The organism is Streptomyces sp. NPDC031064 (assembly GCF_055570965.1).
On the sequence record NZ_JBVIGF010000003.1, the window covers coordinates 337,701 to 359,646 of the forward strand.

General features: G+C 72.8%; 23 protein-coding genes and 1 pseudogene. 10 read left to right on the forward strand and 14 right to left on the reverse strand.

Going from position 1 to position 21,946, the window contains the following annotated elements:
- Positions 1-18: 18 nt before the first annotated feature.
- Entirely contained in the window at positions 19-669 is a 651-nt protein-coding gene (locus tag ACZ46W_RS12605; RefSeq protein WP_468335606.1) for a PhzF family phenazine biosynthesis protein, read from the forward strand.
- Here ACZ46W_RS12605 and ACZ46W_RS12610 read toward each other — a convergent pair.
- Positions 659-1,324 carry a biliverdin-producing heme oxygenase gene (locus ACZ46W_RS12610; RefSeq protein ID WP_468335609.1) on the reverse strand — a complete coding sequence of 222 codons (666 nt, stop codon included), beginning with the start codon at positions 1,322-1,324 and terminating at the stop codon, positions 659-661. The genes ACZ46W_RS12605 and ACZ46W_RS12610 overlap by 11 nt on opposite strands.
- A gap of 135 nt (positions 1,325-1,459) precedes the next feature.
- Complete coding sequence (map, locus tag ACZ46W_RS12615; RefSeq protein ID WP_468335612.1) at positions 1,460-2,317, reverse strand: type I methionyl aminopeptidase; 858 nt, start codon at positions 2,315-2,317, stop codon at positions 1,460-1,462.
- A 57-nt stretch (positions 2,318-2,374) separates the two neighbouring features.
- Between map and ACZ46W_RS12620 the strand changes: the two genes are divergently transcribed.
- Positions 2,375-2,605 (forward strand): hypothetical protein, encoded by a 231-nt coding sequence (locus ACZ46W_RS12620; protein ID WP_468335615.1) that lies wholly within the window; start codon positions 2,375-2,377, stop codon positions 2,603-2,605.
- A gap of 93 nt (positions 2,606-2,698) precedes the next feature.
- On the opposite strand, the gene ACZ46W_RS12625 is transcribed toward ACZ46W_RS12620, so the two are convergent.
- The gene (locus tag ACZ46W_RS12625) at positions 2,699-3,304 is read right to left on the reverse strand and encodes a hypothetical protein (protein WP_468335617.1); all 606 of its coding nucleotides are present in this window, start codon (positions 3,302-3,304) and stop codon (positions 2,699-2,701) included.
- Between the two features lie 90 nt (positions 3,305-3,394).
- Between ACZ46W_RS12625 and npdG the strand changes: the two genes are divergently transcribed.
- Together npdG and ACZ46W_RS12635 are read left to right on the forward strand one after the other, a co-directional pair.
- The gene (gene npdG / locus ACZ46W_RS12630; RefSeq protein WP_468335620.1) at positions 3,395-4,069 is read left to right on the forward strand and encodes an NADPH-dependent F420 reductase; all 675 of its coding nucleotides are present in this window, start codon (positions 3,395-3,397) and stop codon (positions 4,067-4,069) included.
- A gap of 80 nt (positions 4,070-4,149) precedes the next feature.
- Positions 4,150-4,320: a hypothetical protein gene (locus ACZ46W_RS12635; protein WP_468335623.1), complete on the forward strand. Its 171-nt coding sequence runs from the start codon at positions 4,150-4,152 to the stop codon at positions 4,318-4,320.
- Here ACZ46W_RS12635 and ACZ46W_RS12640 read toward each other — a convergent pair.
- Positions 4,310-5,116: a site-2 protease family protein gene (locus ACZ46W_RS12640; protein WP_468335625.1), complete on the reverse strand. Its 807-nt coding sequence runs from the start codon at positions 5,114-5,116 to the stop codon at positions 4,310-4,312. The genes ACZ46W_RS12635 and ACZ46W_RS12640 overlap by 11 nt on opposite strands.
- Before the next feature lie 92 nt (positions 5,117-5,208).
- On the opposite strand from ACZ46W_RS12640, the gene ACZ46W_RS12645 reads away from it, so the two are divergent.
- Positions 5,209-8,736, forward strand: coding sequence for an AfsR/SARP family transcriptional regulator (locus ACZ46W_RS12645; RefSeq protein WP_468335628.1), 3,528 nt, complete (start codon positions 5,209-5,211; stop codon positions 8,734-8,736).
- A 6-nt stretch (positions 8,737-8,742) separates the two neighbouring features.
- Here ACZ46W_RS12645 and ACZ46W_RS12650 read toward each other — a convergent pair whose 3' ends face one another.
- The 4 genes from ACZ46W_RS12650 to panB all read right to left on the reverse strand — a co-directional run bounded on the left by ACZ46W_RS12650 (position 8,743) and on the right by panB (position 12,044).
- On the reverse strand, positions 8,743-9,567 hold the full coding sequence (locus tag ACZ46W_RS12650; protein WP_468335630.1) for an ABC transporter permease: 825 nt from the start codon (positions 9,565-9,567) through the stop codon (positions 8,743-8,745).
- A complete protein-coding gene (locus ACZ46W_RS12655; RefSeq protein ID WP_468335633.1) occupies positions 9,564-10,562 on the reverse strand; it encodes an ATP-binding cassette domain-containing protein in 999 nt (332 codons plus the stop codon). Before ACZ46W_RS12655 ends, ACZ46W_RS12650 begins: the two co-directional genes overlap by 4 nt.
- Positions 10,563-10,678: 116 nt before the next feature.
- The gene (locus tag ACZ46W_RS12660; protein WP_468335636.1) at positions 10,679-11,056 is read right to left on the reverse strand and encodes a cupin domain-containing protein; all 378 of its coding nucleotides are present in this window, start codon (positions 11,054-11,056) and stop codon (positions 10,679-10,681) included.
- A gap of 124 nt (positions 11,057-11,180) precedes the next feature.
- Positions 11,181-12,044, reverse strand: a complete 864-nt coding sequence (gene panB, locus ACZ46W_RS12665; protein WP_468335639.1) for a 3-methyl-2-oxobutanoate hydroxymethyltransferase — start codon at positions 12,042-12,044, stop codon at positions 11,181-11,183.
- A 371-nt stretch (positions 12,045-12,415) separates the two neighbouring features.
- On the opposite strand from panB, the gene ACZ46W_RS12670 reads away from it, so the two are divergent.
- Complete coding sequence (locus ACZ46W_RS12670; protein ID WP_468336978.1) at positions 12,416-13,363, forward strand: endonuclease/exonuclease/phosphatase family protein; 948 nt, start codon at positions 12,416-12,418, stop codon at positions 13,361-13,363.
- A 70-nt stretch (positions 13,364-13,433) separates the two neighbouring features.
- On the opposite strand, the gene ACZ46W_RS12675 is transcribed toward ACZ46W_RS12670, so the two are convergent.
- The gene (locus tag ACZ46W_RS12675; RefSeq protein WP_468335642.1) at positions 13,434-15,194 is read right to left on the reverse strand and encodes an NAD+ synthase; all 1,761 of its coding nucleotides are present in this window, start codon (positions 15,192-15,194) and stop codon (positions 13,434-13,436) included.
- 118 nt (positions 15,195-15,312) lie between these two features.
- On the opposite strand from ACZ46W_RS12675, the pseudogene ACZ46W_RS12680 reads away from it, so the two are divergent.
- Positions 15,313-16,131: pseudogene (locus ACZ46W_RS12680) on the forward strand (alpha/beta fold hydrolase); the annotation flags it as partial.
- A gap of 198 nt (positions 16,132-16,329) precedes the next feature.
- Here ACZ46W_RS12680 and ACZ46W_RS12685 read toward each other — a convergent pair.
- From ACZ46W_RS12685 to ACZ46W_RS12705, 5 genes are all read right to left on the reverse strand, one after another.
- A complete protein-coding gene (locus ACZ46W_RS12685; RefSeq protein WP_366129264.1) occupies positions 16,330-16,749 on the reverse strand; it encodes a CBS domain-containing protein in 420 nt (139 codons plus the stop codon).
- Positions 16,750-16,906: 157 nt separating this feature from the next.
- The gene (locus tag ACZ46W_RS12690; protein WP_468335645.1) at positions 16,907-17,551 is read right to left on the reverse strand and encodes a DUF305 domain-containing protein; all 645 of its coding nucleotides are present in this window, start codon (positions 17,549-17,551) and stop codon (positions 16,907-16,909) included.
- Positions 17,548-18,198, reverse strand: a complete 651-nt coding sequence (locus tag ACZ46W_RS12695; protein ID WP_468335648.1) for a DUF3105 domain-containing protein — start codon at positions 18,196-18,198, stop codon at positions 17,548-17,550. Before ACZ46W_RS12695 ends, ACZ46W_RS12690 begins: the two co-directional genes overlap by 4 nt.
- A 63-nt stretch (positions 18,199-18,261) precedes the next feature.
- The gene (locus tag ACZ46W_RS12700; protein WP_468335651.1) at positions 18,262-18,609 is read right to left on the reverse strand and encodes a hypothetical protein; all 348 of its coding nucleotides are present in this window, start codon (positions 18,607-18,609) and stop codon (positions 18,262-18,264) included.
- Positions 18,610-18,675: 66 nt separating this feature from the next.
- Positions 18,676-19,755, reverse strand: coding sequence for a PP2C family protein-serine/threonine phosphatase (locus ACZ46W_RS12705; protein ID WP_468335654.1), 1,080 nt, complete (start codon positions 19,753-19,755; stop codon positions 18,676-18,678).
- 119 nt (positions 19,756-19,874) lie between these two features.
- Here ACZ46W_RS12705 and ACZ46W_RS12710 point away from each other — a divergent pair, with 119 nt between their 5' ends.
- The 3 genes from ACZ46W_RS12710 to ACZ46W_RS12720 all read left to right on the forward strand — a co-directional run bounded on the left by ACZ46W_RS12710 (position 19,875) and on the right by ACZ46W_RS12720 (position 21,942).
- Positions 19,875-21,236, forward strand: coding sequence for a glutamine synthetase family protein (locus ACZ46W_RS12710; RefSeq protein WP_126883080.1), 1,362 nt, complete (start codon positions 19,875-19,877; stop codon positions 21,234-21,236).
- A 153-nt stretch (positions 21,237-21,389) separates the two neighbouring features.
- Positions 21,390-21,572 (forward strand): hypothetical protein, encoded by a 183-nt coding sequence (locus ACZ46W_RS12715; protein WP_468335657.1) that lies wholly within the window; start codon positions 21,390-21,392, stop codon positions 21,570-21,572.
- 49 nt (positions 21,573-21,621) lie between these two features.
- Positions 21,622-21,942, forward strand: coding sequence for a hypothetical protein (locus ACZ46W_RS12720; protein ID WP_468335660.1), 321 nt, complete (start codon positions 21,622-21,624; stop codon positions 21,940-21,942).
- Positions 21,943-21,946: the final 4 nt, after the last annotated feature.

The following is a 21,946-nucleotide window of genomic DNA, read 5'->3' on the forward strand; positions in this document are numbered from 1 at the left end:
GCGTGCTTCAATGCCGGGGTGAACAGTGCATACGAGGTGCTCGCCGTCTTCTGCGGAGGTGACGGCCGCCACGGCAACCTCCTCGGAGTCGTACGCGACGGACGGCTCCACCCCGACGAGGCGTCCCGGCAGGCGTTCGCCAAGCAGCTCGGCTTCAGCGAGACGGTGTTCGTCGACGACCCCGAGCGCGGGGTCGTCGACATCTACACGCCCGGCGTGCGGCTGCCGTTCGCCGGGCACCCGCTCGTCGGCACCGCCTGGCTGCTGGACCTGGAGGTGGTGAACCCGCCGGCGGGCGAGGTGTGGGCGCGGCAGGACGGCGAGTTCACGTGGATCACCGCCCGGGCGGAATGGGCGCCGGCGCGGACGCTGCGCCAGTACGGGTCGGCCGGCGAGGTCGACGCGCTGGAGGTGCCGCCGCCCGGCGAGTGGGTCTACGCCTGGGCGTGGGAGGACGAGGCGGCCGGCCGGGTGCGGGCGCGCGCCTTCCCGGGGCGGGGCGACGGGATCGAGGAGGACGAGGCGACGGGCGCCGCCGCCCTGCTGCTCACGGCCCGGCTCGGCCGGGCGCTGAACATCACGCAGGGCCGGGGGTCGCAGTTGCTGACGGCCCCCGGCCCCGACGGAACGATCGAACTCGGCGGCCGCGTGAGGGAGATCAGGCGCTGAGCGGGAACTCCGCGCCCAGCTCGCGGAAGACGGCGCCGTTGAAGTCGAAGGCGCGCTTGCACTCGTCGATGATCCGCTGCTTCTCCAGGTCGTCGGCGTTCACCCGGTCCAGCAGCTCCCGGTAACCGCGCTTGAACGCGGCCGGGTTGGGGATGCCCTCGAAGACGTAGAACCGGACGCCGTCGCCCTTGCGGGCGAAGCCCCACGTCCGCTCGGCCTTGTCGCGGATGATCTGGCCGCCGGACAGGTCGCCCAGGTAGCGCGTGTAGTGGTGCGCCACGTACCCGGCGGGCCAGGTGCGGGCGCACTCCTCGACGCGGGCGGCGTACGCGGTGGTGGCGGGGAGCGGGGTGGCCGTCTCCCGCCACCCCGGCCCGCGCAGGTGGGCCAGGTCCCGCTCCAGCTCGGCGGTGCGGAACAGCTCCGGCTGGATGAACGGCCCCGCGACCGGGTCGTCCCGCAGCGCGTCGGCGGCTCCTTCCAGCGCCCGGTACACGAACCAGAGCTGCTCGGTGTAGCGGGCGTAGGCGTCCACGCCGAGCCGCCCGCCGAGCAGGTCGCTCATGAAGGTCGAGTTCTCCGCTTCCGTGTGCTGCTGGTGCGAGGCGGTGCGGATGAGCGTGGAGAACGGGGTGGCGGTGCCGCTTGCGTCCAAGGCGGGCCTCCGGGGGACCGAGGGGACGGGAACGTGGCAGCCGTGACCGCCACTACCGCCGATCTTCCTACTTAGGCTTACCTAAGTCAACTGGTTCCCGACGGTCTGTCGGTAAAACGGTACCCGCCGGGGGCGTCAGGGCAACGTCAGGATCTCGGCACCCGTGTCCGTGACGACGAGCGTGTGCTCGAACTGCGCGGTCCGCTTGCGGTCCTTCGTCACCACCGTCCAGCCGTCGTCCCACATGTCGTACTCGTGCGTGCCGAGCGTCAGCATCGGCTCGATCGTGAACGTCATGCCGGGCTGGATCACCGTGGTGGCGTGCGGGGAGTCGTAGTGCGGGATGATCAGGCCGGAGTGGAACGAGGAGTTGATGCCGTGCCCGGTGAAGTCCCGCACCACCCCGTAGCCGAAGCGCTTGGCGTACGACTCGATGACGCGGCCGATGACGTTGATCTGGCGGCCCGGCTTGACCGCCTTGATGGCGCGGTTGAGCGACTCGCGGGTCCGCTCGACGAGCAGCCGCGACTCCTCGTCGACGTCGCCGCACAGGTAGGTGGCGTTGTTGTCGCCGTGGACGCCGTTGATGTACGCCGTGACGTCGAGGTTCACGATGTCGCCGTCGCGCAGGACGGTCGAGTCGGGGATGCCGTGGCAGATGACCTCGTTGATCGAGGCGCACAGGGACTTCGGGAAGCCCCGGTAGCCGAGCGTCGACGGGTAGGCGCCGTGGTCGCACATGTACTCGTGCGCGACCCGGTCCAGCTCGTCCGTCGTCACGCCGGGCGCGATGTGCTTGGCGGCCTCCTCCATCGCCTGCGCGGCGATGCGGCCCGCGATGCGCATGCGCTCGATGGTGTCGGAGTCCTGCACCTCCGGGCCGGTGTACGGCGTCGGGGCGGGCTTGCCCACGTACTCGGGGCGGCGGATGGATCCGGGAACGGAACGGATGGGGGAGAGCTCCCCTGGTACGAGCAGCGACTGGCCAGACATGCCAGCGAGTCTAACCAGGCCTCGCGGGGCACCATTGCGACAGAGGAAGGAGCCGAGATGGCCCTGTTCAAGAGGCGCACCGTCGGAAAACCGGGCGAGTGGTACTACTGCCTGAAGCACCGGAGGGTCGAGGAAGGCCCGGAATGCCGCGCGGCGGACCGCTTCGGCCCGTACGCCACGCGCGAGGAGGCCTCCCACGCGATGGAAACCGCCCGGGAGCGCAACCTGGAGTGGGAGACCGACCCCAAATGGCACGACGCCCCCCGCGGCGAGAACGACACCCCCTAGGGCCCCGGGCCCCGCTGCGGGCCGTCGCCCCGCCCGGCCCGGCCCGTCTCCGGTCAGGGCCGGCCGCGGCGGCGCGGCGGATCTTCGAAGGCGCTACCAGCGCGGCGGCGGTGGCGAGGTCAGGTGGTCCGCCAGGCGCGCCAGGCGGTCGTGGAAGCGGCGACGCCCGTGCCGGGCGGCCGGCAGGGTGTTCTCGCCCGCAGCCGCGCTCACCAGGTGCTGGACGATGTCGAGGTCCACGTCGTCCGCCTCCGCCACCGACAGCGCCTCGTGCGCCAGCCCGTGCACCTCCCGGTCGCCGCCGTCCAGCGACAGCACCGTCGCGCCCGCCCGCCGCGCGTCGTGCACCCGTTCCAGCAGGGCGCCGTCCGGCCGCTCCGGCGCCACCACCAGCAGCGTCGCGCCCCGCCCGGCCGCCTCCAGCCGCCCGAGGCCCACCGCCAGGTGCGCCGGGTCGGCGGGCCGCACCCGGTGCCGCACCAGCGTGGGCGCCAGCTCCGGCCGGCCCGACCAGGCCGCCTCGTCCACCAGGTGCGCGGCCAGGTGCCACGGCTCGTACCGGGCCGTGCCCACCAGCAGCAGCCCGCCGCCCTGCGGCACCACCGAGGACCGCAGCGCCGCGGCGAACCGGCGGGTCGCCGCGGGCCACTCCGTACCGGCCAGGACCTCACGCAGCAGTGCGACACGTACGGCATCCATGGCGTCGTATCGTGCCCCTGCCACCGCCGCTCGCGCGGGCGTTCGGCGGCGCGTCACCCGGACGGGGGCGCGCCGCGTACTGTCGGGACCATGACTACTGATCCGTACGACCTCCCCGACGTCTCCGGGCTCGTCGTCGGTGTCCTCGGCGGCACCGGCGACCAGGGCCGCGGCCTCGCCTACCGCCTCGCCCGCGCCGGCCAGAAGGTGATCATCGGCTCGCGGGCCGCCGAGCGCGCCGAGGCCGCCGCCGCCGAGCTGGGCCTCGGCGTCGAGGGCGCCGACAACGCCGAGTGCGCGCGGCGCAGCGACATCGTGATCGTCGCCGTGCCGTGGGACGGCCACGCCGCGACGCTCCAGGCGCTGCGCGAGGAACTGCGCGGCAAGCTCGTCGTCGACTGCGTCAACCCCCTCGGCTTCGACAAGAAGGGCGCCTACGCGCTCAAGCCCGAGGAGGGCAGCGCCGCCGAGCAGGCCGCCGCCCTGCTGCCCGACTCGCGCGTGACGGCCGCCTTCCACCACCTGTCCGCCGTCCTGCTCCAGGACGAGACGGTCGAGGAGATCGACACGGACGTGATGGTGCTGGGCGAGAAGCGCGCCGACACCGACATCGTGCAGGCCCTCGCCGCCCGCATCCCCGGCATGCGGGGCGTCTTCGCGGGCCGGCTGCGGGGCGCCCACCAGGTGGAGGCCCTGGTCGCCAACCTGATCTCGGTCAACCGCCGCTACAAGGCCCACGCGGGCCTGCGCGTCACCGACATCTGACCGGCAGCGGGGGCGGGGCGGGGCATGGGGGACACTGGACGGGCACGTTTCACGCCGTACCCGGACAGGAGCCGACCCCCATGCCCCGCCTCGCTCTGTACGCCCTCGCCGTCTGCGTCCTCGCCGTCGCCGCGGCGGTGGTCTCCTTCGTCCAGGGCACCTGGCTCGGCATCGTGTGGGTGCTGCTGGCCGGCGTCTCCTCGAACATGGCGTGGTACTACCACCGCCGCGCGAAGAACGTCACCGGCTGACGGCCTCCTGGCAGAGCGCGTTCTGCTCCTGCCAGAACCGGTACAGGTCCTGCCCGCAGTACGTCTCGGCGTCCTGGACGCCCAGCGCCTGGAGGACCGTGTCGACCAGCCCGAAGAAGGCGTGGTTGATCTCCGGGACGAAGAGCAGCGCGAAGACGGCGAGCAGCCCGAAGGGCGCGAACGGCTCCACCTGGCGGCGGATCCTGTACGACAGCCACGGCTCGATCACGCCGTAACCGTCCAGACCCGGCACCGGCAGGAAGTTCAGGATCGCGGCCGTCACCTGGAGCAGTGCCAGGAACGCCAGCGCGAAGCGGAAGCCGAACGGCACGCCGTCCAGGGCGCCCAGCCAGAACGGCGCGGTGCACACGACGGCGAACAGCACGTTCGTCAGCGGGCCCGCCGCGGAGATCAGGCTGTGCTTCCACCGCCCCTGGATGCGGTGGCGCTCGATGAACACGGCCCCACCGGGCAGGCCGATGCCGCCCATGATGACGAAGACCACCGGCAGCACGATGCTGAGCAGCGCGTGCGTGTACTTCAGCGGGTTGAGCGTCAGGTAGCCCTTCGCGCCGATGGTGAGGTCGCCGCCGTGCAGGGCCGTGCGGGCGTGCGCGTACTCGTGGAGGCAGAGCGAGACGACCCACCCGGACGTCACGAAGAGGAAGACGGCGAGGCCGAGGTTGGCCGAGAAGCCCGTCCACACCGCCCATCCGGTGACCGCCATGATGGCGGCGATCCCGAGGAAGACGGGGCTGATCCTCCGGTCGCTGTGGCGGGAGGTGGCGGTGGCCATGGGCGGCGCTCCTGGAGGTCGGGCGGGTGAGGTACGGACCGGTCGACCGTACCGGACGGGGCGCGCGGGGCGGAGGGAAGGAGAATGGGGCGGTGCGCATCTCCGTTCTCGGTCCCACGCAGGCCCACCACGCCGACGGCTCCGCCGTCCCGCTGGGCGGGGCGCGGCTGCGCGCGCTGCTGACGGTACTGGCGCTGCGCGCCGGGCGGACCGTCCCGGCCGGGCTCCTGATCGACGAGGTGTGGGCCGGTGAGCCGCCCGCCGACGCGCCCGGCGCGCTCCAGGCCCTGGTGGGGCGGGCGCGGCGGGCCCTCGGGCCGGACGCGGTGGTCTCGGCGGCGGGCGGGTACCGGCTCGGCGCCGACCCCGACGACGTGGACCTGCACCGCTTCGAACGGCTCACGGGCGAGGGTGTGCGCGCCCTGGAGGCGGGCCGGCCGGCCGACGCGGTGACCGCCCTGGACGACGCGCTCGCCCTGTGGCGCGGCGGGCCGCTCGCGGACCTGCCCGACCGGGCGGCGGAGGCGGCCCGCTGGGAGGCGCGCCGCCTCCAGGCCCGCCGGGCCAGGCTCCAGGCGCTGCTCGCCCTGGGCCGCCCCCAGGAGACGCTGCCCGAACTGGCCGCCCTGTGCGGCGAGTTCCCGCTCGACGAACCGCTCCAGGCGCTGCGCGTCCGGGCCCTGCGCGCCGCGGGCCGCCCGGCGGAGGCCCTGGCCGCGTACGAGGCGGTACGCCAGGACCTCGCCACCCGCCTGGGCACCGACCCGGGCCCCGAACTGCGCGCCCTCCACGCCGAACTCCTCCGCCCCGACGCGGACGCGCACGGCCACGCGGACGCGCACGGCCACCTGCACGGGCACGCGCATGGCGCCGCGGACGGGCACCCGCACGGCCACGTGCACGGGCACGCGGACGGCCGCCCCGCCGGTGCTCCCGCCCCCGCCGCGTCCGGCGGACGCCGTCCGGCCGGCCCGGACGCCGGTGCCCCGCCCGGGGGCTTCCCCGCGTACCGGGACGGGGACGACTCCGGCCGGGCGGGGGCAGCGGGGGCGCACCGGCCCGGCAACCTGCGGGCGCGGCTGACCAGTTTCGTGGGGCGGGAGGAGGACATCGGGGCCGTCCTCGACGACCTCGCGCGGGCACGGCTCGTGACGCTGCTCGGGCCCGGCGGCGCCGGGAAGACGCGGCTGTCGCAGGAGGCCGCCGAGCGGGGCGCGCGGGCGTGGCCCGACGGGGTGTGGCTGGCCGAACTCGCGCCGGTCGAGGACCCCGACGCCGTGCCCGAGGCGGTGCTCACCGCGCTCGGGGCGCGCGAGACGGTGCTGCGCGGCGCCGGGGCGGAGGAGCTGCGCGCGGCCGAGCGCCACGGCGACGCCGGTGACGCCCTCGTACGGCTCGCCGAGCACTGCTCCCGGCGCCGCATGCTGATCCTGCTCGACAACTGCGAGCACGTCGTGGCCGCCGCCGCCGCGCTCGCCGAGCGGCTCCTGGAGGAGTGCCCGGGGCTCACCGTCCTCGCCACCAGCCGCGAACCCCTCGGCGTACCCGGCGAGACCGTACGCCCCGTCGACCCGCTGCCCGACCCGATGGCGCTGCGGCTGCTCGCCGAGCGCGGGGCGGCCGCCCGGCCCGGGTTCGACGTGGCCGACGACCCAGACGCGTGCGCCGAGATCTGCCGCCGCCTCGACGGGCTGCCCCTGGCCATCGAACTGGCCGCCGCCCGTCTGCGCATGCTCACCCCGCGCCGGATCGCCGACCGGCTCGACGACCGTTTCCGGCTGCTCACCAGCGGCAGCCGCAGCCGCAGCCGCACCGTCCTGCCGCGCCAGCAGACGCTGCGCGCGGTGGTCGACTGGTCCTGGGACCTGCTCGACGAGCCGGAGCGGGCCGTGCTGCGGCGGCTGTCGGTGTTCTCGGGCGGCTGCGACCTGGACGCCGCCGAGGCGGTGTGCGGCGGCCCGGACGCGCCCGACACGCTGGACCTGCTCGGTTCCCTCGTCGACAAGTCGCTCGTCGTCGCCGAACCCGCCCCCGACGGCGGCGACATGCGCTACCGGCTCCTGGAGACCGTCGCCGAGTACGCCGCCGAACGCCTCGACGAGGCCGGTGACCGCGCCGCCGCCGAGCACCGCCACCTCGTCCACTACCGGGAGCTCGCCCGCACCGCCGACGCCGAGCTGCGCGGCCCGGGCCAGCGCGCCGCCCTCGCCCGGCTCCAGACGGAGTACGAGAACCTCCGCACCGCGCTGCGCCGCGCCGTCGCCGCCCGCGACGAGCAGGAGGCGCTCTGCCTGGTGCTGTCCCTCGTCTGGTACTGGCAGATGCGCGACCTGCGCGCCGACGCCCTGCACTGGGCGGAGTCCGCCGCCGCGCTCGGCCCCGACCCGTACGCCCCGCCCATCGCCCCCGCCCCGCCCCTGGTCGAGCGCTGCACCGACGCCCCGCCGCCGATGGACGGCGAACAGCTCCAAGAGGCGCGCCGGGGCGTCCGCCTGATCCAGTTGGTCAACATGGACCACCAGACGTCCACCTGGACCAGCCCGGAGGGCCTGGAGCAGCTCCGCCGCATGCGCAGCGCGTACCGGCCGGGCCTGCCGCAGACCTGCCGCATGCCCGGCATGCTCTGGTGGTACGCCGTGCTGCTCACCGGCGACCCCCGCGAGCTGCGCGGGCTGCTCGACGCCACCGTCGACGCGTGCCGGGAGTTCGGCTACGAGTGGGAGCTGGCCCACATCCTCCAGATGCGCGCCAACGTGCTCGCCAACCGGAGCGACTGGGCCGGTGACGCCGGCCGGGACGCCGACGAGAGCCTGAAGATCTTCGAGCGGCTCGGCGACTCCTGGGGCGCGGCCGAGGCCCTGGCGGCGCGCGGCGAGGCCCGTGAGCGGCGGGGCGAGTTCGAGGGCGCCGCCGAGGACTACGCGGCCGCCGTCGGCCACGCCGAACGGCTCGGCGCGCAGGCCCAGACGGCGCTGCTGCGCGTCCGGTACGCCGGGACGCTCAACGAGGTCGGGCGGGGCGCCGAGGGCGAGGCGATCCTGTGCGAGGTCCTGGCCCGGGGCCGCAGCGCGGGGCACGAGGCCGTACCGGCCGCCCGGCTGTACCTGGCGCTGTGGCTGGGCCGCACCGGCCGCACCGGTGAGGCCCGGGAGCAACTGCGCCTGGTCAGGCAGGAGTTCGCCTACGATTCGCTGTCGCTCTTCGAGGGCTTCACGCTCGGCGTGCTCGCCTGGCTCGACAACCTCGACGGCCGGTACGCCGACGCCGTCGGCCATGCCGTCCGCGCCCTGGCCCACGCCCTGAAACCGCTGTCGATGATGGTCGCGCCGCACATGCCGGCCATTCACCTGGTCACCGCCGCGTGGGCGCTCGCCGGACTGGGCGGGCGCGACCGGGCCCGCACGGCGGCCGTGCTGCTCGGGACGCACGCCGGGCTCCTCCCGGACGGGCACGTGGCCACCCCGATGGAGCGCGAGAGCCTGGCCACGGCCACGTCGGAGGCCCGCGCCGCCCTCGGGGACGACGCCGCCTTCGACGCCGCCCACGCCGAGGGCGGCGGCCTCACCGCCGAGGAGGCCGCCGCCCTGCTGGACGCCATGGGCGCCACGGACGCCACGTGACGACGCTCAGGTCCGCTTGCGGAACCTGGCGACCGCGAGGGGGGCCGTGACGAGCGTGATGCCCGCCGCCCAGGCGAGCGTCATCCACACCGAGTGGGCGACCGGCCCGCCGTTGATGAGGTTGCGCGCGGCGTCGGCCAGGTTCGACAGCGGGTTGTAGTCGGTGAACGCCTTCAGCCAGTCGGGCATCGACGTCGGCGGAGCGAAGATCGACGAGCCGAACTGAAGCGGCATCAGCACGAGCATGGCCACCCCCTGCACCGCCTGCGTCGTGGGCATGCTGAGCCCCAGCAGGATGAAGATCCACATCAGCGAGGCGCCGAACACCATCGACAGCCCCACCGCCGCCAGCAGATCGAGCACCGACGTCTTGATCTCCATGCCCAGCAGGAAGCCCATGCCGAGCAGGATCGTGGTGGCGATCAGCATCCGGCCCACCTCGACGACGATCTTCGCGAGGAGGACGGACGACCGGGCGATCGGCATCGTCCGGAACCGGTCCATCACCCCCTTCTTGAAGTCGTCGTTGACCCCGGTGCCGACGGCCATGGCGATGTTGATGCCCATCATCGCCATCAGGCCGGGGGTGACGTAGTTGACGTAGTCCTGCTGGTTGCCCTTGCCCGCGATCGCGCCGCCGAAGACGTACACGAACAGCAGGATGAAGATGACCGGCATCAGGACGGCGTCGAACATCGACTCCGGGTCCTGCTTGATCTGGAGGGCGTTGCGGCGCACCAGGGCGCCGATGTGGCGGGCGTTGGCCCGCGCGCCGATGCGCCCCTCGGCGGGCGCCGTCTTCGCGGGATTCGCCGTCGTCACCGTACTCATGCGGCGACCTCCTCGGGGATCGTGTCGGACGCCGCGGATGACGTCTTCTCGCCGGTGATGGCCAGGAACACCTCGTCCAGGCTGGGCAGATGGGTGCCGATGTGCGCGATGCCGAAGCCGTGCGTACCCAGCAGCCCGACCACCGCGGTGAGTTGCTGGTCGCTGAGGATCGGCACGTACAGCAGGCCCTCGTCGGGGACGACCGTCGCCCCCGCGACGCCGGCCAGTCCGCTGTCGCCCAGCGCCCGGGCCATCGCGGGCAGCTGGGCGGGGTCCACGGGCCGTACCTGGAGGGTGCGGCCGCCGACCTTGGCCTTCAGCTCGTCGACCCCGCCGTGCGCGATGACGCGCCCCCGGTCGATGACGGTCAGCTCGTGCGCGAGCTGCTCGGCCTCCTCCATGTACTGGGTGGTGAGCAGCACGGTCGCGCCCTCGGCGACCATCCGCTGGACCTCGTCCCACACCTCGTTGCGGGTACGGGGGTCGAGGCCCGTCGTCGGCTCGTCCAGGTAGAGGACGGACGGCCGGCCGATCATGGACGCGGCCAGGTCGAGGCGGCGCCGCATACCGCCGGAGTACTGCGTGGCCGGGCGCCCCGCGGCCTCCGTCAGCGAGAACCGCTCCAGCATCTCGTCGGCGCGCCGGCGGGCGTCCTTGCGGGACAGGTCGAGCAGCCGCCCGATCATGTACAGGTTCTCCCGGCCGGACAGCTTCTCGTCGACCGACGCGTACTGGCCGGTCAGCCCGATGGTGCGGCGGAGCTGCCGTGGCTGGCGTACGACGTCGTACCCGGCGACGGTGGCCGTCCCGGAGTCCGGGACGACCAGGGTGGACAGGCAGCGGACGAGGGTGGTCTTGCCGGCGCCATTGGGGCCGAGGACCCCGAGGACGGTGCCTTCGCGGACGTCGAGGTCCACCCCGTCCAGCGCCTTGGTGGCGCCGTAGTGCTTGACGAGGCCCCGTACCTCGACGGCGTTGGTGTCGGATCGTGTCATGCCCCCATGGGAACAGCGGCCACCGACATCCCACCGACATCCCACCGACAGCGAGGACACGTCACCGACGGATCACCGACACACCGCCGACAGACCGCCGAAGGGTCGTCCACGGGTCAGGAGGTGGACCCCGCGGGCACGGCGTACTGGCCGAAGCCGACCCAGTCGACCAGGACGCACGGCTCGTCGCCGAGGACCCAGGCGTCGTGACCCGGTTCGATGGCCGTGAAGTCACCGGGGCCGACCTCGCCCTCGGTGCCGTCGTTCATGACCACCTTCATCCGGCCGCTGACCACGTAGCAGGCATGCGCGGCCTGGCAGCTCTCGGTGCCCGCGATGGGCTTGACGTGCTTGGACCACTGCCAGCCCGGCTCGAAGACGGCCCGGCCGACCGGACCCTTGTCGGTGTTGATCAGATCGAGCTTGCCCTTGCCGTCCTCGAACGGGCGGGTCTCGTCTGCCGAGTCGAAGTTCTTGCGCACGATTCCGGGCATGTGTACCGCCTCCCGGGCGGGTGCGAGACGTCCCCCGAGTCCTCTTCCAGGCTACGCCCGGCCCCAGATGCCGACAGCCCGCCGATGGGGGAAGTCGGCGGGCCGTCGTCTGTACCGGGAGTGGCTAGTGGAAGGTGTGCTCCTCCTGCGGGAACGTTCCGCCGACCACGTCGTCGGCGAACGCCCGCGCCGCGTCACCGAGCGTGCGGCGGAGGTCGGCGTACTGCTTGGTGAAGCGCGGCACCTTGCCGCCGGTCAGGCCCGCCATGTCGGTCCAGACGAGGACCTGCGCGTCGGTGTCGGGTCCGGCGCCGATGCCGATGGTCGGGATGTGCAGGGACCGGGTGACCTCGGCGGCCAGCTCGGCCGGGACCAGCTCCAGGACCACCGCGAAGGCGCCCGCGTCCTGCGCGGCCTTGGCGTCGCGCAGCAGCCGGTGCGCGGCCTCGTCGCCGCGGCCCTGCACCCGGTAGCCCATGGTGTTGACGGACTGCGGGGTCAGGCCCAGGTGCGACATCACGGGGATGCCGGCCTGGACCAGCATCTCGGTCTGGGGCAGCGACCGCTCGCCGCCCTCCAGCTTGACCGCGCCGACGCCCGCCTCCTTGACCAGCCGGGTGGCGGACCGCAGCGCCTGCACGGGGCCTTCCTGGTACGAGCCGAAGGGCAGGTCGCCCACGACGAGGGCCCGCTTGGTGCCCCGTACGACGGCGGCGGACAGGATGGCGACCTCGTCGAGGGTGACGGGGACGGTGGACTCGTAGCCGAGGTGGCAGTTGCCCATCGAGTCGCCGACGAGCATGACCGGGATTCCCGCCTCGTCGAACACGGAGGCGGTCATCGCGTCGTAGGCGGTCAGCATGGGCCACTTCTCGCCACGCTCCTTGGCGGCGGCGATGTCGTGGACGGTGATGCGGCGAGTGCCCTTGCCGCCGTACAGCGCCTTGCTGCTGTCGGCGGGCTGCTTCCGGGCAGCCTGAAGCGTCATGTGAAACGGCTCCTTCGTCATCTCGAGGCGCCCTTACGGCGTCCCCGGACCACGTCCATGGTGGCACTTCGTGCCGCGTGGGGGGAAGTGGGCCCACGGCCATCTCCGCCGCCGCGTCCCCGGGTCCGTTTGTGCGCGTTCTGTCACAGCCGCCGCCGGGGCCGCAACCCCCGGAACCCGGCGCGCCGCCTCATCGTCCTCGTGGCAGTACGGCCGTCTCCCCATCCCCTAGGGTCGGGTCCGGGGCGGGGCGTACGACAGAGCACGACGAGCAAGGCAGTGAGGACGGCGGCATGGCGCGGGTGGACGTGACGGAGACGGGGAACGGCAGCGCGCAGGGGCCGCGGCGCACCGGGTCCCGGGTCCGGTCGGTGGTCGACCGCTGGCGCCGTGATCCGGGCATCTGGCGGCGTGGCGGCCTGCTGGCCGGGTGCGCGGTGCTGGTGGCCCTCCTGATGGTCTTCCACGCCCAGATCCCCAACAAGATCGGCAACCTGGGCAGCCTGACCGAGACGTTCCTGCCGTGGCTGGGCGTCTTCGTCCCGGTGATCCTGGTCGCCGCCCTGCTGCGCCGCTCGGCCACCGCGCTGATCGCCGCCCTGCTGCCGGGTGTGATCTGGCTCAACCTCTTCGGCGGGCTTGTCACCGACAAGTCCGGCGCCGGCGGCGACCTCATGGTCGTCACGCACAACGTCAACGCCGACAACCCCGACCCCGAGGGCACCGCCCGCCAGATCTCCGGCTCCGGGGCGGACGTGGTGGCCCTGGAGGAGCTCAAGCCGGGCATGGTCCCGGTCTACGAGCAGGCGCTCGCCGACACCTACCCGTACCACTCCGTCCAGGGCACGGTCGGCCTGTGGAGCAAGTACCCGATGAGCGACAGCCGGCCGGTCGACATCCGGATGGGCTGGACGCGGGCGATGCGCGCCACCGTGACCGCGCCCAAGGGCGAGGTCGCCGTCTACGTCGCCCACCTGCCGTCCGTGCGGGTCAAGCTGAACGCGGGGTTCACGGCCAACCAGCGCGACGACAGCGCGGACGCGCTCGGCGAGGCCATCGTCCGCGAGGACCTGGGCAAGGTGATCCTGCTCGGCGACCTGAACGGCACCATGAACGACCGGTCGCTGAACGCCGTCACGTCACAGATGCGCTCCACGCAGGGCGCGGCCGGCGACGGCATGGGCTTCAGTTGGCCGGCCGCGTTTCCGATGGCGCGGATCGACCAGATCATGGTGAAGGGCGTCGAGCCGGTCGCCTCCTGGACGCTGCCGGCCACGGACAGCGACCACCTGCCGATCGCGGCACGTGTGACGCTCTGACCGGCTGGGGTACGCCGAAGGGGCCTCCCGCTCGTCGCGGGAGGCCCCTTCGCTGTTCAGGACCGGCCGGTCAGCCCGTCGTCGTCTCGCGCCAGCGGTTGGTGATCGGCAGGCGCCGGTCCTTGCCGAAGCCCTTGGCCGAGATCTTGGTGCCCGGCGGGTACTGGCGCCGCTTGTACTCCGCCGTGTCCACCAGGCGCAGCGTCCGCGTCACCAGCTCCTCGTCGTAGCCGGCGCCGACGATCGCCTCCTTGCCCTGGTCCCGGTCGACGTACAGCTCCAGGATCCGGTCCAGGACGTCGTAGTCCGGCAGCGAGTCGGTGTCGACCTGGCCGGGGCGCAGCTCGGCGCTGGGCGGCTTGGTGATGGACGCCTCCGGGATCGGCGGGGTCTGCCCGCGCTCCTCGGCCGCCCGGTTGCGCCACCGCGCGAGGCGGAAGACCGACGTCTTGTACACGTCCTTGATCGGCCCGTACGCGCCGACCGAGTCGCCGTACAGCGTCGAGTAGCCGACCGCCAGCTCGGACTTGTTGCCCGGCGCGAGCACGATGTGGCCCTCCTGGTTGGAGATCGCCATCAGCATGGTGCCGCGCAGCCGCGACTGGAGGTTCTCCTCCGCCAGCCCCGTCAGGCCCAGCGAGCCCATGTACGCGTCGAACATCGGCTCGATCGGTACGGTGCGGAAGTTCAGCCCCGTGCGGCGGGCCAGCTCGGCCGCGTCGCCCTTGGAGTGGTCCGAGCTGTACTTGGACGGCATCGACACGCCGTACACGTTCTGCGCGCCCAGCGCGTCGCAGGCGATCGCGGCGACCAGCGCCGAGTCGATGCCGCCGGACAGGCCGATCAGCACGGAACGGAAACCGTTCTTCGCGGCGTACGCGCGGAGGCCCACCACCAGCGCGGTGTACACCTCCTCGTCGTCGTCCAGCCGCTCCGCGTACCCGCCGGTCAGCTCCGGCTCGTAGGCGGGCACCGGCTCCTCCGACAGCACCACGCGCTCGATCGTCAGGCCGTCGTCCACCACGCCCGTGGGCGCGTCGGCGGACGCGGCGGGCAGGTCGAGGTCCAGGACCACGCTGCCCTCGGCGAACTGCGGCGCCCGCGCGACGACCTCGCCGTCCTTGTCCACGACGATCGAGTCGCCGTCGAAGACCAGCTCGTCCTGGCCGCCGATCATCGCCAGGTACGCCAGGGTGCAGCCGGCCTCCTGGGCGCGCTTGCGCACCAGGTCCAGTCGGACGTCGTCCTTGTTCTGCTCGTACGGCGAGGCGTTGATGGACACCAGCAGCCCGGCGCCCGCGCTGCGGGTGGCCGGGACGCGGCCGCCGTCCTGCCACAGGTCCTCGCAGATGGCGAGCGCCACGTCGACCCCGCGGACCCGGATCACCGGCATGGTGTCGCCGGGCACGAAGTACCGGAACTCGTCGAAGACCCCGTAGTTCGGCAGGTGGTGCTTGGCGAACGTGAGCGCCACCTCGCCGCCGTACAGCACGGCGGCGGCGTTCTGCGGCGCCCCGGCGGGCTGGCCGTACCGGGGCTGGGCCTTCTCGGAGCGGTCCAGGTAGCCGACGACGACCGGCAGGTCCCCGAAGCCCTCGGCGGCGAGGCGCGCGGCGAGCGCGCGCAACGCGCTGCGGGACGCCTCGACGAAGGACGACCGGAGGGCCAGGTCCTCGACGGGGTAACCGGTCAGCACCATCTCGGGGAAGGCGACCAGGTGCGCTCCCTGCTCGGCGGAGTGCCGGGTCCAGTGCACGATCGCCTCGGCGTTCGCGGCGAGATCGCCGACGGTCGAGTCGATCTGATTCAGGGCGAGGCGTAGTTGAGGCACGCGGCCAGTGTAATCGTCAGAGCGACACGATGTCCCGGAGGTGTCCCGGAGGTCCGCGTCACACCGGGCATGGCAGGCTGGCGTCCATCCGGGCGCACGCGGTGACGAGGGGGAACGGATGAGTTTCGTACGGGTCGGGGGCGTGCCCCACCACGTGGTCGTCGAGGGCGGCGGCCCGGTCTGCGTGCTGAGTGCCGGGCTGGCGATGAGCTGGTTCGACTGGGACCCGCTCGTCCCGCTGCTGGCCCCGCACCGCACCGTCGTCCGCTTCGACCGACCCGGCCACGGCCTGAGCGGCCCGCCCGCCGTGGCGCCGTCCGCGGCCGGTGAGGCCCACCGGATCGCGGGCGTCCTCGACGCCCTGGGGCTCGACGGGCCGGCCACCGTCGTCGGGCACTCCATCGCCGGGTTCCACGCGGAGGCGTTCGCCCGGCTGCACCCGGACCGCACCGCCGGCGTCGTCCTCGTCGACGCGTCCGTCGAGGAGCACGCGCGCGTGCCCGCCGCCCCCGGCGTGCGTACCGCGCTCGCGCGTGCCGTCGCCACCGTGCTGTCCGCCGCCGGGGCGCCCGCCGCGCTCGGTCCGCTCACCCGCCGTGCCGTGGTCCGCCTCTCCCGCCCCGGCCACGCCCCGGACCCGGCCCCCGCCGCGCTGATACGCCGCTGCTACGCCACCTCACGGGTGCTGAACGGCGCCCTCCTGGAGAACACCCACTACCGGGCCGTCGCCGCCGAGCTCCTCGCCCTGCGCGAGCGCCACCCGCTCCCGCCGGGCGTCCCCGTCACCGTGCTCGCCGCGCCCGCGTCCACCCGCTGGACCGGCCGCCAGCGTGCCCTCGCGGACCTGCTCGGTGCCCGCTTCGAGGCCGTGCCGGGCACGGGCCACCTGATGATGCTGGACCGGCCGCAGGCCCTGGCCGACGCGGTGCTGGGCCAGGGGGCACGGGGGGTACAGGGGGCGCGGGAGGCGCAGGGCGCGCGGGGGGACGAGGGACACCCCGGGAGCCGGCAGCCCCGGGTGACCGGGGCCGGCGGGCCGGGCCACGCCGGGCCGGCCGACGACACGGCGCCGCCCCCGGCGCACGCACCGGGGGCGTGACACGGCACGCGCGTCACGCCCCCGGTGGATGGGCGGTCATCCCTGCTCGTAGACCTTCTCCGCCCAGTTGGCGACCTGGGAGTCCGACAGGTGACGGGCGAGGTCGGCCTCGCTGATCATGCCGACCAGCCGCTTGTTCTCGATCACCGGGAGCCGGCGGATCTGGTGGCCCTTCATCTCGCGGAGGACCTCCTCCACGTCCGCGTTGGCGTCGATCCAGCGCGGGGTGCCCTTCGCCATGTCGCCCGCCTTGACCTGGGCCGGGTCGTGGCCCATGGCCACACAGCCGACGACGATGTCACGGTCGGTGAGGATGCCGCAGAGCCGTTCGTTCTCGTCGGCGATGGGCAGGGCGCCGACATTGAGGTCGCGCATCATCTGCGCGGCACGGTCGAGGGTCTCGTGGGCGGGGAGCCAGTGGGCTCCGGGGTGCATGATGTCCTTGGCGGTGGTCATGGGGTTCTTTCCTCCGGTAACGCCATAGAGCGCCGTACGTCGGTCCCCGAGCGCCTCCATTCTCGCCGCGCCCCCACCGCCCCGCGACCGCTGCACCGCCGTACGGCCGCCCCGGGACACACCCGGAGCGGCCGCACACACGGACAGCGGGAGCCGCCTACGGCTTCGCGCCCCGCTTCTTCAGCAGGTCGGCCATCAGCAGGATCTCCGACTCCTGGGCGTCGACCATCCCCTGGGCCAGGTCCCGCTCCACACCGGGCCGGCACTTGTCGACGCAGCCCCGCGCCATGTGCACCCCGCCCTTGTGGTGCTCGGTCATCAGCCGCAGGTACAGGACCTCCGCCTGCCGGCCGCTCGCCGCCCGCAGTTGGTCCATCCGGGCCGCCGTGGCCATCCCCGGCATGAGCCCGCCGGAGTGCGAGGACCCGCCGCCGGAGTGCGAGGACCCGTGGGACGGCATGCCCATCCAGGCCATCGGCTCAACTCCCGGCGCGACCTTCGGCAGCCCCCACATGTCCAGCCAGCCGAGCATCATGCCCCGCTGGTTGGCCTGCGTGTTGGCGATGTCGTACGCCAGCCGGCGCACCTCCTCGTCCTTCGTGCGGTCCCGCACGATGAACGACATCTCCACCGCCTGCTGGTGGTGCACCGACATGTCCCGCGCGAACCCGGCGTCCGCCGAATCCGCCGCCGGGGCCGCCTGGGCGGAGGGCTCCGGGCCCGCCGAGGCGACCGTCGCCGCCCCGGCGAAGAGCAGCGCCAGCACCACCGCGGTGACCGAAGCCCACTGCGTACGCGTCACTGCTCGCCCAGCCCGTTGGTGCACGCCGCGCCCGGCTCGGGCGTCTGCGGGCCCTGCACGTACTTGGTGAAGAAGGCGTCCACCCGCGGGTCGTCGGCGCCGTCGACCGTCACCTGCTTGCCCCAGGCGCTGAGCATGATCGCGCCGGCCTGGTCCTTGACCGGGCTCATGAAGGAGTACGAGGTCTTCCCGACCTTCTCCTCCAGCTTCTTCACGTCCGCCGCCGGCGCCTTGTCGTTGTACGTCACCCACACCGCGCCGTGCTCCAGCGAGTGCACGGCGTTGCGCTCGGGGATCGGCTTCTTGTAGACGTCCCGGTCGCAGTTCATCCACACCTGGTCGTGGTCACCGCCGACCGGGGGCTTCATCGGGTACGTGACGGCCTTGGTGACGTGGTTGCGGCCCAGCTTCTTGGCGTCCCAGGACTTCTCGTCCGCGATCGGCGCCTTGGCGGCGGCCTCCCGCTGCTCCTGCTCCTTGTTCTCCTTGTTCAGCACGTATCCGCCGAAGCCGACGAGGCCGGCGACCACGAGCGTGCTGATGGAGATGGTGATGATGCGGTTGCGCCGCTCGCGGGCCTTCTCGGCGCGGCGCATCTCCTCTATCCGGGCGCGGCGGTCGGCGGTCGAGGATCGGTTGGCAGCCATGGTGGTGGTTCCTTCTCGTGGGGGTGGGAGGTGGTGGTTGCGTCCGGAACTGCGGCGGGCCGCCTAGGTCCGCAGAACCTGGAGGACATGGAGGTCCGGCGCGCGCGGCCGCGCCTCGTGGGCGGCGGGCCGGCCGGCGGAGGGGGACAGCGCGACCCGCACGAGGCCGTCCGCGTGCGGGGGCGGGTCGAGGGGAGGGGCGGTGAGGACGGCGGGGGTGAGGTACGGGAAGAGCCGGCAGTCACCCCGGTCGTACGGACAGGTGTACTCCGAGACGGTGTGCTCCACGGCCGCGGCGAGCGTCATCCCCCGCCCGTGGTCCCGGTCCCGGCCGTGCTCCGCACCGCCGTGCGGCGCGAGGCAGACGAAGAGCGCGGCGAGGAGCGTCGCCACGGCGCCGATGGTCGCCATGGGACGCACGATGCGTATGAGCCGCTGGCCCCCCATGGGCGCTGATGTTAATGGGCGGCCGCCCGGTCAGCCATGGCCGTCCGGTGTACTGAGCGCGAGCAGGGCCACGTCGTCGGCGACCTCACCCGCGTACGACGACAGATCGCGCCACACCGCCCGCACCAACTCCACCGGCGAGGCGGGCCTCGTCCCCGCCCCCAACCGCGCCGCCAGCGGGTAGAACGCGCCCGTCTCGTCCCGCGCGTCCGTCACCCCGTCCGTGTGCGCGAGCAGTACGTCCGTGGGCCGCATCGGCACCGTCACCGGCTCCGGCGCCCGGAACTCCGCCAGTCCCAGCCCCAGCGGCGCGCCCGGCGACAGCTCCACCTCCCGCGCCCCGCCGCCGTCCACCAGCAGCGGCGCCGGATGGCCGCAGCTCAGCACCCGCACCGCCGCGCCGTCCGGCGGGAACTCGATCAGCACCGCCGTCGCGAACACCTCCGTGTCCCCGCGCCCCGCCGCGTCCACCACCAGCCGCCGGTCCAGCCGCGCCGCCACCCCCGCCAGCTCCGGCTCGTCGAGCACCGCCTCCCGGAACGTGCCCAGCAGCGCCGCCACCGTGCCGACCGCCGCCAGCCCGTGCCCCTGCACATCGGCGACGATCGCCCGCACCCCGTACGGCCCCGGCTGCACGTCGTACAGGTCGCCGCCCACCAGCGTCCCCCGCTCCGCCGCCCGGTACAGCGCACCGCAGCGCACCGGACCCACCCACTCCGGCATCGGCGGCAGCACCGCGAGCTGGGCCGCCTCCGCGACCGTGCGAACCGATACGAGCTGCGCGTCCCGGCGCGCCCGCACCCACGCCAGCACCACGCTGACCACACCGATCAGCCCGAAAGCCAGCAGGTCGCCGTGCGTCACGTCGTCGGCCCGGATGACCGGGAACAGCAGCAGCCCGAACATCGCGGCCGCCACCAGGGCGGTGCCGAGCATCCCGTACAGCAGCGACGTCAGCGGCGGCACGACGGCGAACGCGAAACCGAGCTGCACGCTCTTGGGCGTGGTGAGCTGGACGACCACCAGAAGGACCATCGTCAGCCACGGCAGCAGGCGCAGCCAGGCCGGCGGCGTGCCGGCGCCGGGCAGCTCCCGTGTGCCACGGTCCATGGGACCAGTCTGCGAGGCCTCCGTTACCTACGCCACAGAGCTCCATGCACTATGGGTTCGCAACGTGCACGAAACCGTGTGGTGGCATGCTGGCCTGATCAGCGAGGATGGGTGTGGAAATGGACAAGCAGCAGGAATTCGTACTCCGTACGCTCGAGGAGCGCGACATCCGCTTCGTGCGTCTGTGGTTCACGGACGTGCTCGGCTTCCTGAAGTCCGTCGCCGTGGCCCCCGCCGAGCTCGAGCAGGCCTTCGACGAGGGCATCGGCTTCGACGGCTCGGCGATCGAGGGCTTCGCCCGGGTGTACGAGTCGGACATGATCGCCAAGCCCGATCCGGGCACCTTCCAGATCCTGCCGTGGCGGGCCGAGGCGCCGGGGACGGCCAGGATGTTCTGCGACATCCTGATGCCCGACGGCTCCCCGTCCTTCGCCGACCCCCGGTACGTCCTGAAGCGGATCCTGGCCAAGACCTCCGACCTCGGGTTCACCTTCTACACCCACCCCGAGATCGAGTTCTTCCTGCTCAAGGACAAGCCGCTGGACGGCTCCAAGCCGGTCCCGGCGGACAACTCCGGCTACTTCGACCACACCCCGCAGAACGTCGGCATGGACTTCCGCCGCCAGGCCATCACCATGCTGGAATCGATGGGCATCTCGGTCGAGTTCAGCCACCACGAGGGCGCGCCGGGCCAGCAGGAGATCGACCTCCGCTACGCCGACGCCCTGTCGACCGCCGACAACATCATGACGTTCCGCCTGGTCATGAAGCAGGTCGCGCTGGAGCAGGGCGTACAGGCCACGTTCATGCCGAAGCCGTTCTCGGAATACCCCGGCTCGGGCATGCACACCCACCTCTCCCTCTTCGAGGGCGACCGCAACGCCTTCTACGAGTCCGGTGCCGAGTACCAGCTCTCCAAGGTCGGCCGCTCCTTCATCGCGGGCCTGCTGCGCCATGCGGCGGAGATCTCGGCCGTCACCAACCAGTGGGTCAACTCCTACAAGCGCATCTGGGGCGGCTCGGCCCGCACCGCCGGCTCGGGCGGCGAGGCCCCCTCCTACATCTGCTGGGGCCACAACAACCGCTCCGCCCTGATCCGCGTCCCCATGTACAAGCCCGGCAAGACCGGCTCGGCCCGCGTCGAGGTCCGCTCCATCGACTCGGGCGCCAACCCCTACCTGACGTACGCCGTCCTCCTCGCCGCCGGCCTCAAGGGCATCGAGGAGAGCTACGAACTCCCCGCCGGCGCCGACGACGACGTCTGGGCCCTCTCCGACGCCGAACGCCGCGCCATGGGCATCGAACCGCTCCCGCAGAACCTCGGTGAGGCGATCTCCCTGATGGAACGCAGCGAACTCGTCGCCGAGACGCTGGGCGAGCACGTCTTCGACTTCTTCCTCCGCAACAAGAAGCAGGAGTGGGAGGAGTACAGGTCGGAGGTCACGGCCTTCGAGCTGCGGAAGAACCTGCCGGTGCTGTAAGCGGGTTCACGAGGGCGTTCGCTGGGGCGCCGGGCAGGGCCGACGGTCGCGGACCGTCGGCCCTGCGGCGTCTCACCGCTCCCGGCCCGTCCGGCTGCGGTCGGTATGCCAAAGCACGCGTGTGCCGGTGAATTGCTGGGTAAGGTGGCGGTCGTGGACTTAATTCCCGTCATTCAATTAGCGGTTTCGTCGGCTGTGGCCGCCGTGCCGGTTGTGTTGAAGCTGGCGCGGCGTGCACTGGACAGGCAAAAGCAATTGAACGCCAATATCAACGAGTGGCGTCGCATTGCCGACGAGGACCAGGCCCGGCAGCGCGGAGGGTCCAATGGCAAATAGGAAGGAGGAGCCTCAATACACGCGCACGGACTCGGTCTCCAGTGCCGGTGTGGCCATGCTGATGGTCACCATTGGCATGACCTTGGGGCCCGCCACATGGCCGGGTCGCATTTTCATCTGGGCGGCACCGGCCGCCATTCTCTTCGTGCCCACCATCGTGGCCAATATCGTGGACAGCCTGGACCATCGGAGAGAGAAGAAGCAGTACGACACGTACCGAGCGGAGCTGGTGAAGATCCGCGCATCTCCCGATCTGTCATTCGACCACAAAGAGGCTTTACGGAAGGAGATTGAGGAGCTGGATCTTCACCGCGCCAAGCGCCTCAACGAGAGGGCCAGGCGTCCTCCCATCCGTTCCTCTCAGCCATGACGTT

What these genes read in the sequence shown, in the direction of transcription:
- map (WP_468335612.1), bottom strand. Translation starts at nt 2,317, where the DNA reads ATGTCTGGCCAGTCGCTGCTCGTACCAGGGGAGCTCTCCCCCATCCGT.
- ACZ46W_RS12620 (WP_468335615.1), top strand. Translation starts at nt 2,375, where the DNA reads ATGGCCCTGTTCAAGAGGCGCACCGTCGGAAAACCGGGCGAGTGGTAC.
- ACZ46W_RS12625 (WP_468335617.1), bottom strand. Translation starts at nt 3,304, where the DNA reads ATGGATGCCGTACGTGTCGCACTGCTGCGTGAGGTCCTGGCCGGTACG.
- npdG (WP_468335620.1), top strand. Translation starts at nt 3,395, where the DNA reads ATGACTACTGATCCGTACGACCTCCCCGACGTCTCCGGGCTCGTCGTC.
- ACZ46W_RS12635 (WP_468335623.1), top strand. Translation starts at nt 4,150, where the DNA reads ATGCCCCGCCTCGCTCTGTACGCCCTCGCCGTCTGCGTCCTCGCCGTC.
- ACZ46W_RS12640 (WP_468335625.1), bottom strand. Translation starts at nt 5,116, where the DNA reads ATGGCCACCGCCACCTCCCGCCACAGCGACCGGAGGATCAGCCCCGTC.
- ACZ46W_RS12650 (WP_468335630.1), bottom strand. Translation starts at nt 9,567, where the DNA reads ATGAGTACGGTGACGACGGCGAATCCCGCGAAGACGGCGCCCGCCGAG.
- ACZ46W_RS12655 (WP_468335633.1), bottom strand. Translation starts at nt 10,562, where the DNA reads ATGACACGATCCGACACCAACGCCGTCGAGGTACGGGGCCTCGTCAAG.
- ACZ46W_RS12660 (WP_468335636.1), bottom strand. Translation starts at nt 11,056, where the DNA reads ATGCCCGGAATCGTGCGCAAGAACTTCGACTCGGCAGACGAGACCCGC.
- panB (WP_468335639.1), bottom strand. Translation starts at nt 12,044, where the DNA reads ATGACGCTTCAGGCTGCCCGGAAGCAGCCCGCCGACAGCAGCAAGGCG.
- ACZ46W_RS12685 (WP_366129264.1), bottom strand. Translation starts at nt 16,749, where the DNA reads ATGACCACCGCCAAGGACATCATGCACCCCGGAGCCCACTGGCTCCCC.
- ACZ46W_RS12695 (WP_468335648.1), bottom strand. Translation starts at nt 18,198, where the DNA reads ATGGCTGCCAACCGATCCTCGACCGCCGACCGCCGCGCCCGGATAGAG.
- ACZ46W_RS12700 (WP_468335651.1), bottom strand. Translation starts at nt 18,609, where the DNA reads ATGGCGACCATCGGCGCCGTGGCGACGCTCCTCGCCGCGCTCTTCGTC.
- ACZ46W_RS12705 (WP_468335654.1), bottom strand. Translation starts at nt 19,755, where the DNA reads ATGGACCGTGGCACACGGGAGCTGCCCGGCGCCGGCACGCCGCCGGCC.
- ACZ46W_RS12710 (WP_126883080.1), top strand. Translation starts at nt 19,875, where the DNA reads ATGGACAAGCAGCAGGAATTCGTACTCCGTACGCTCGAGGAGCGCGAC.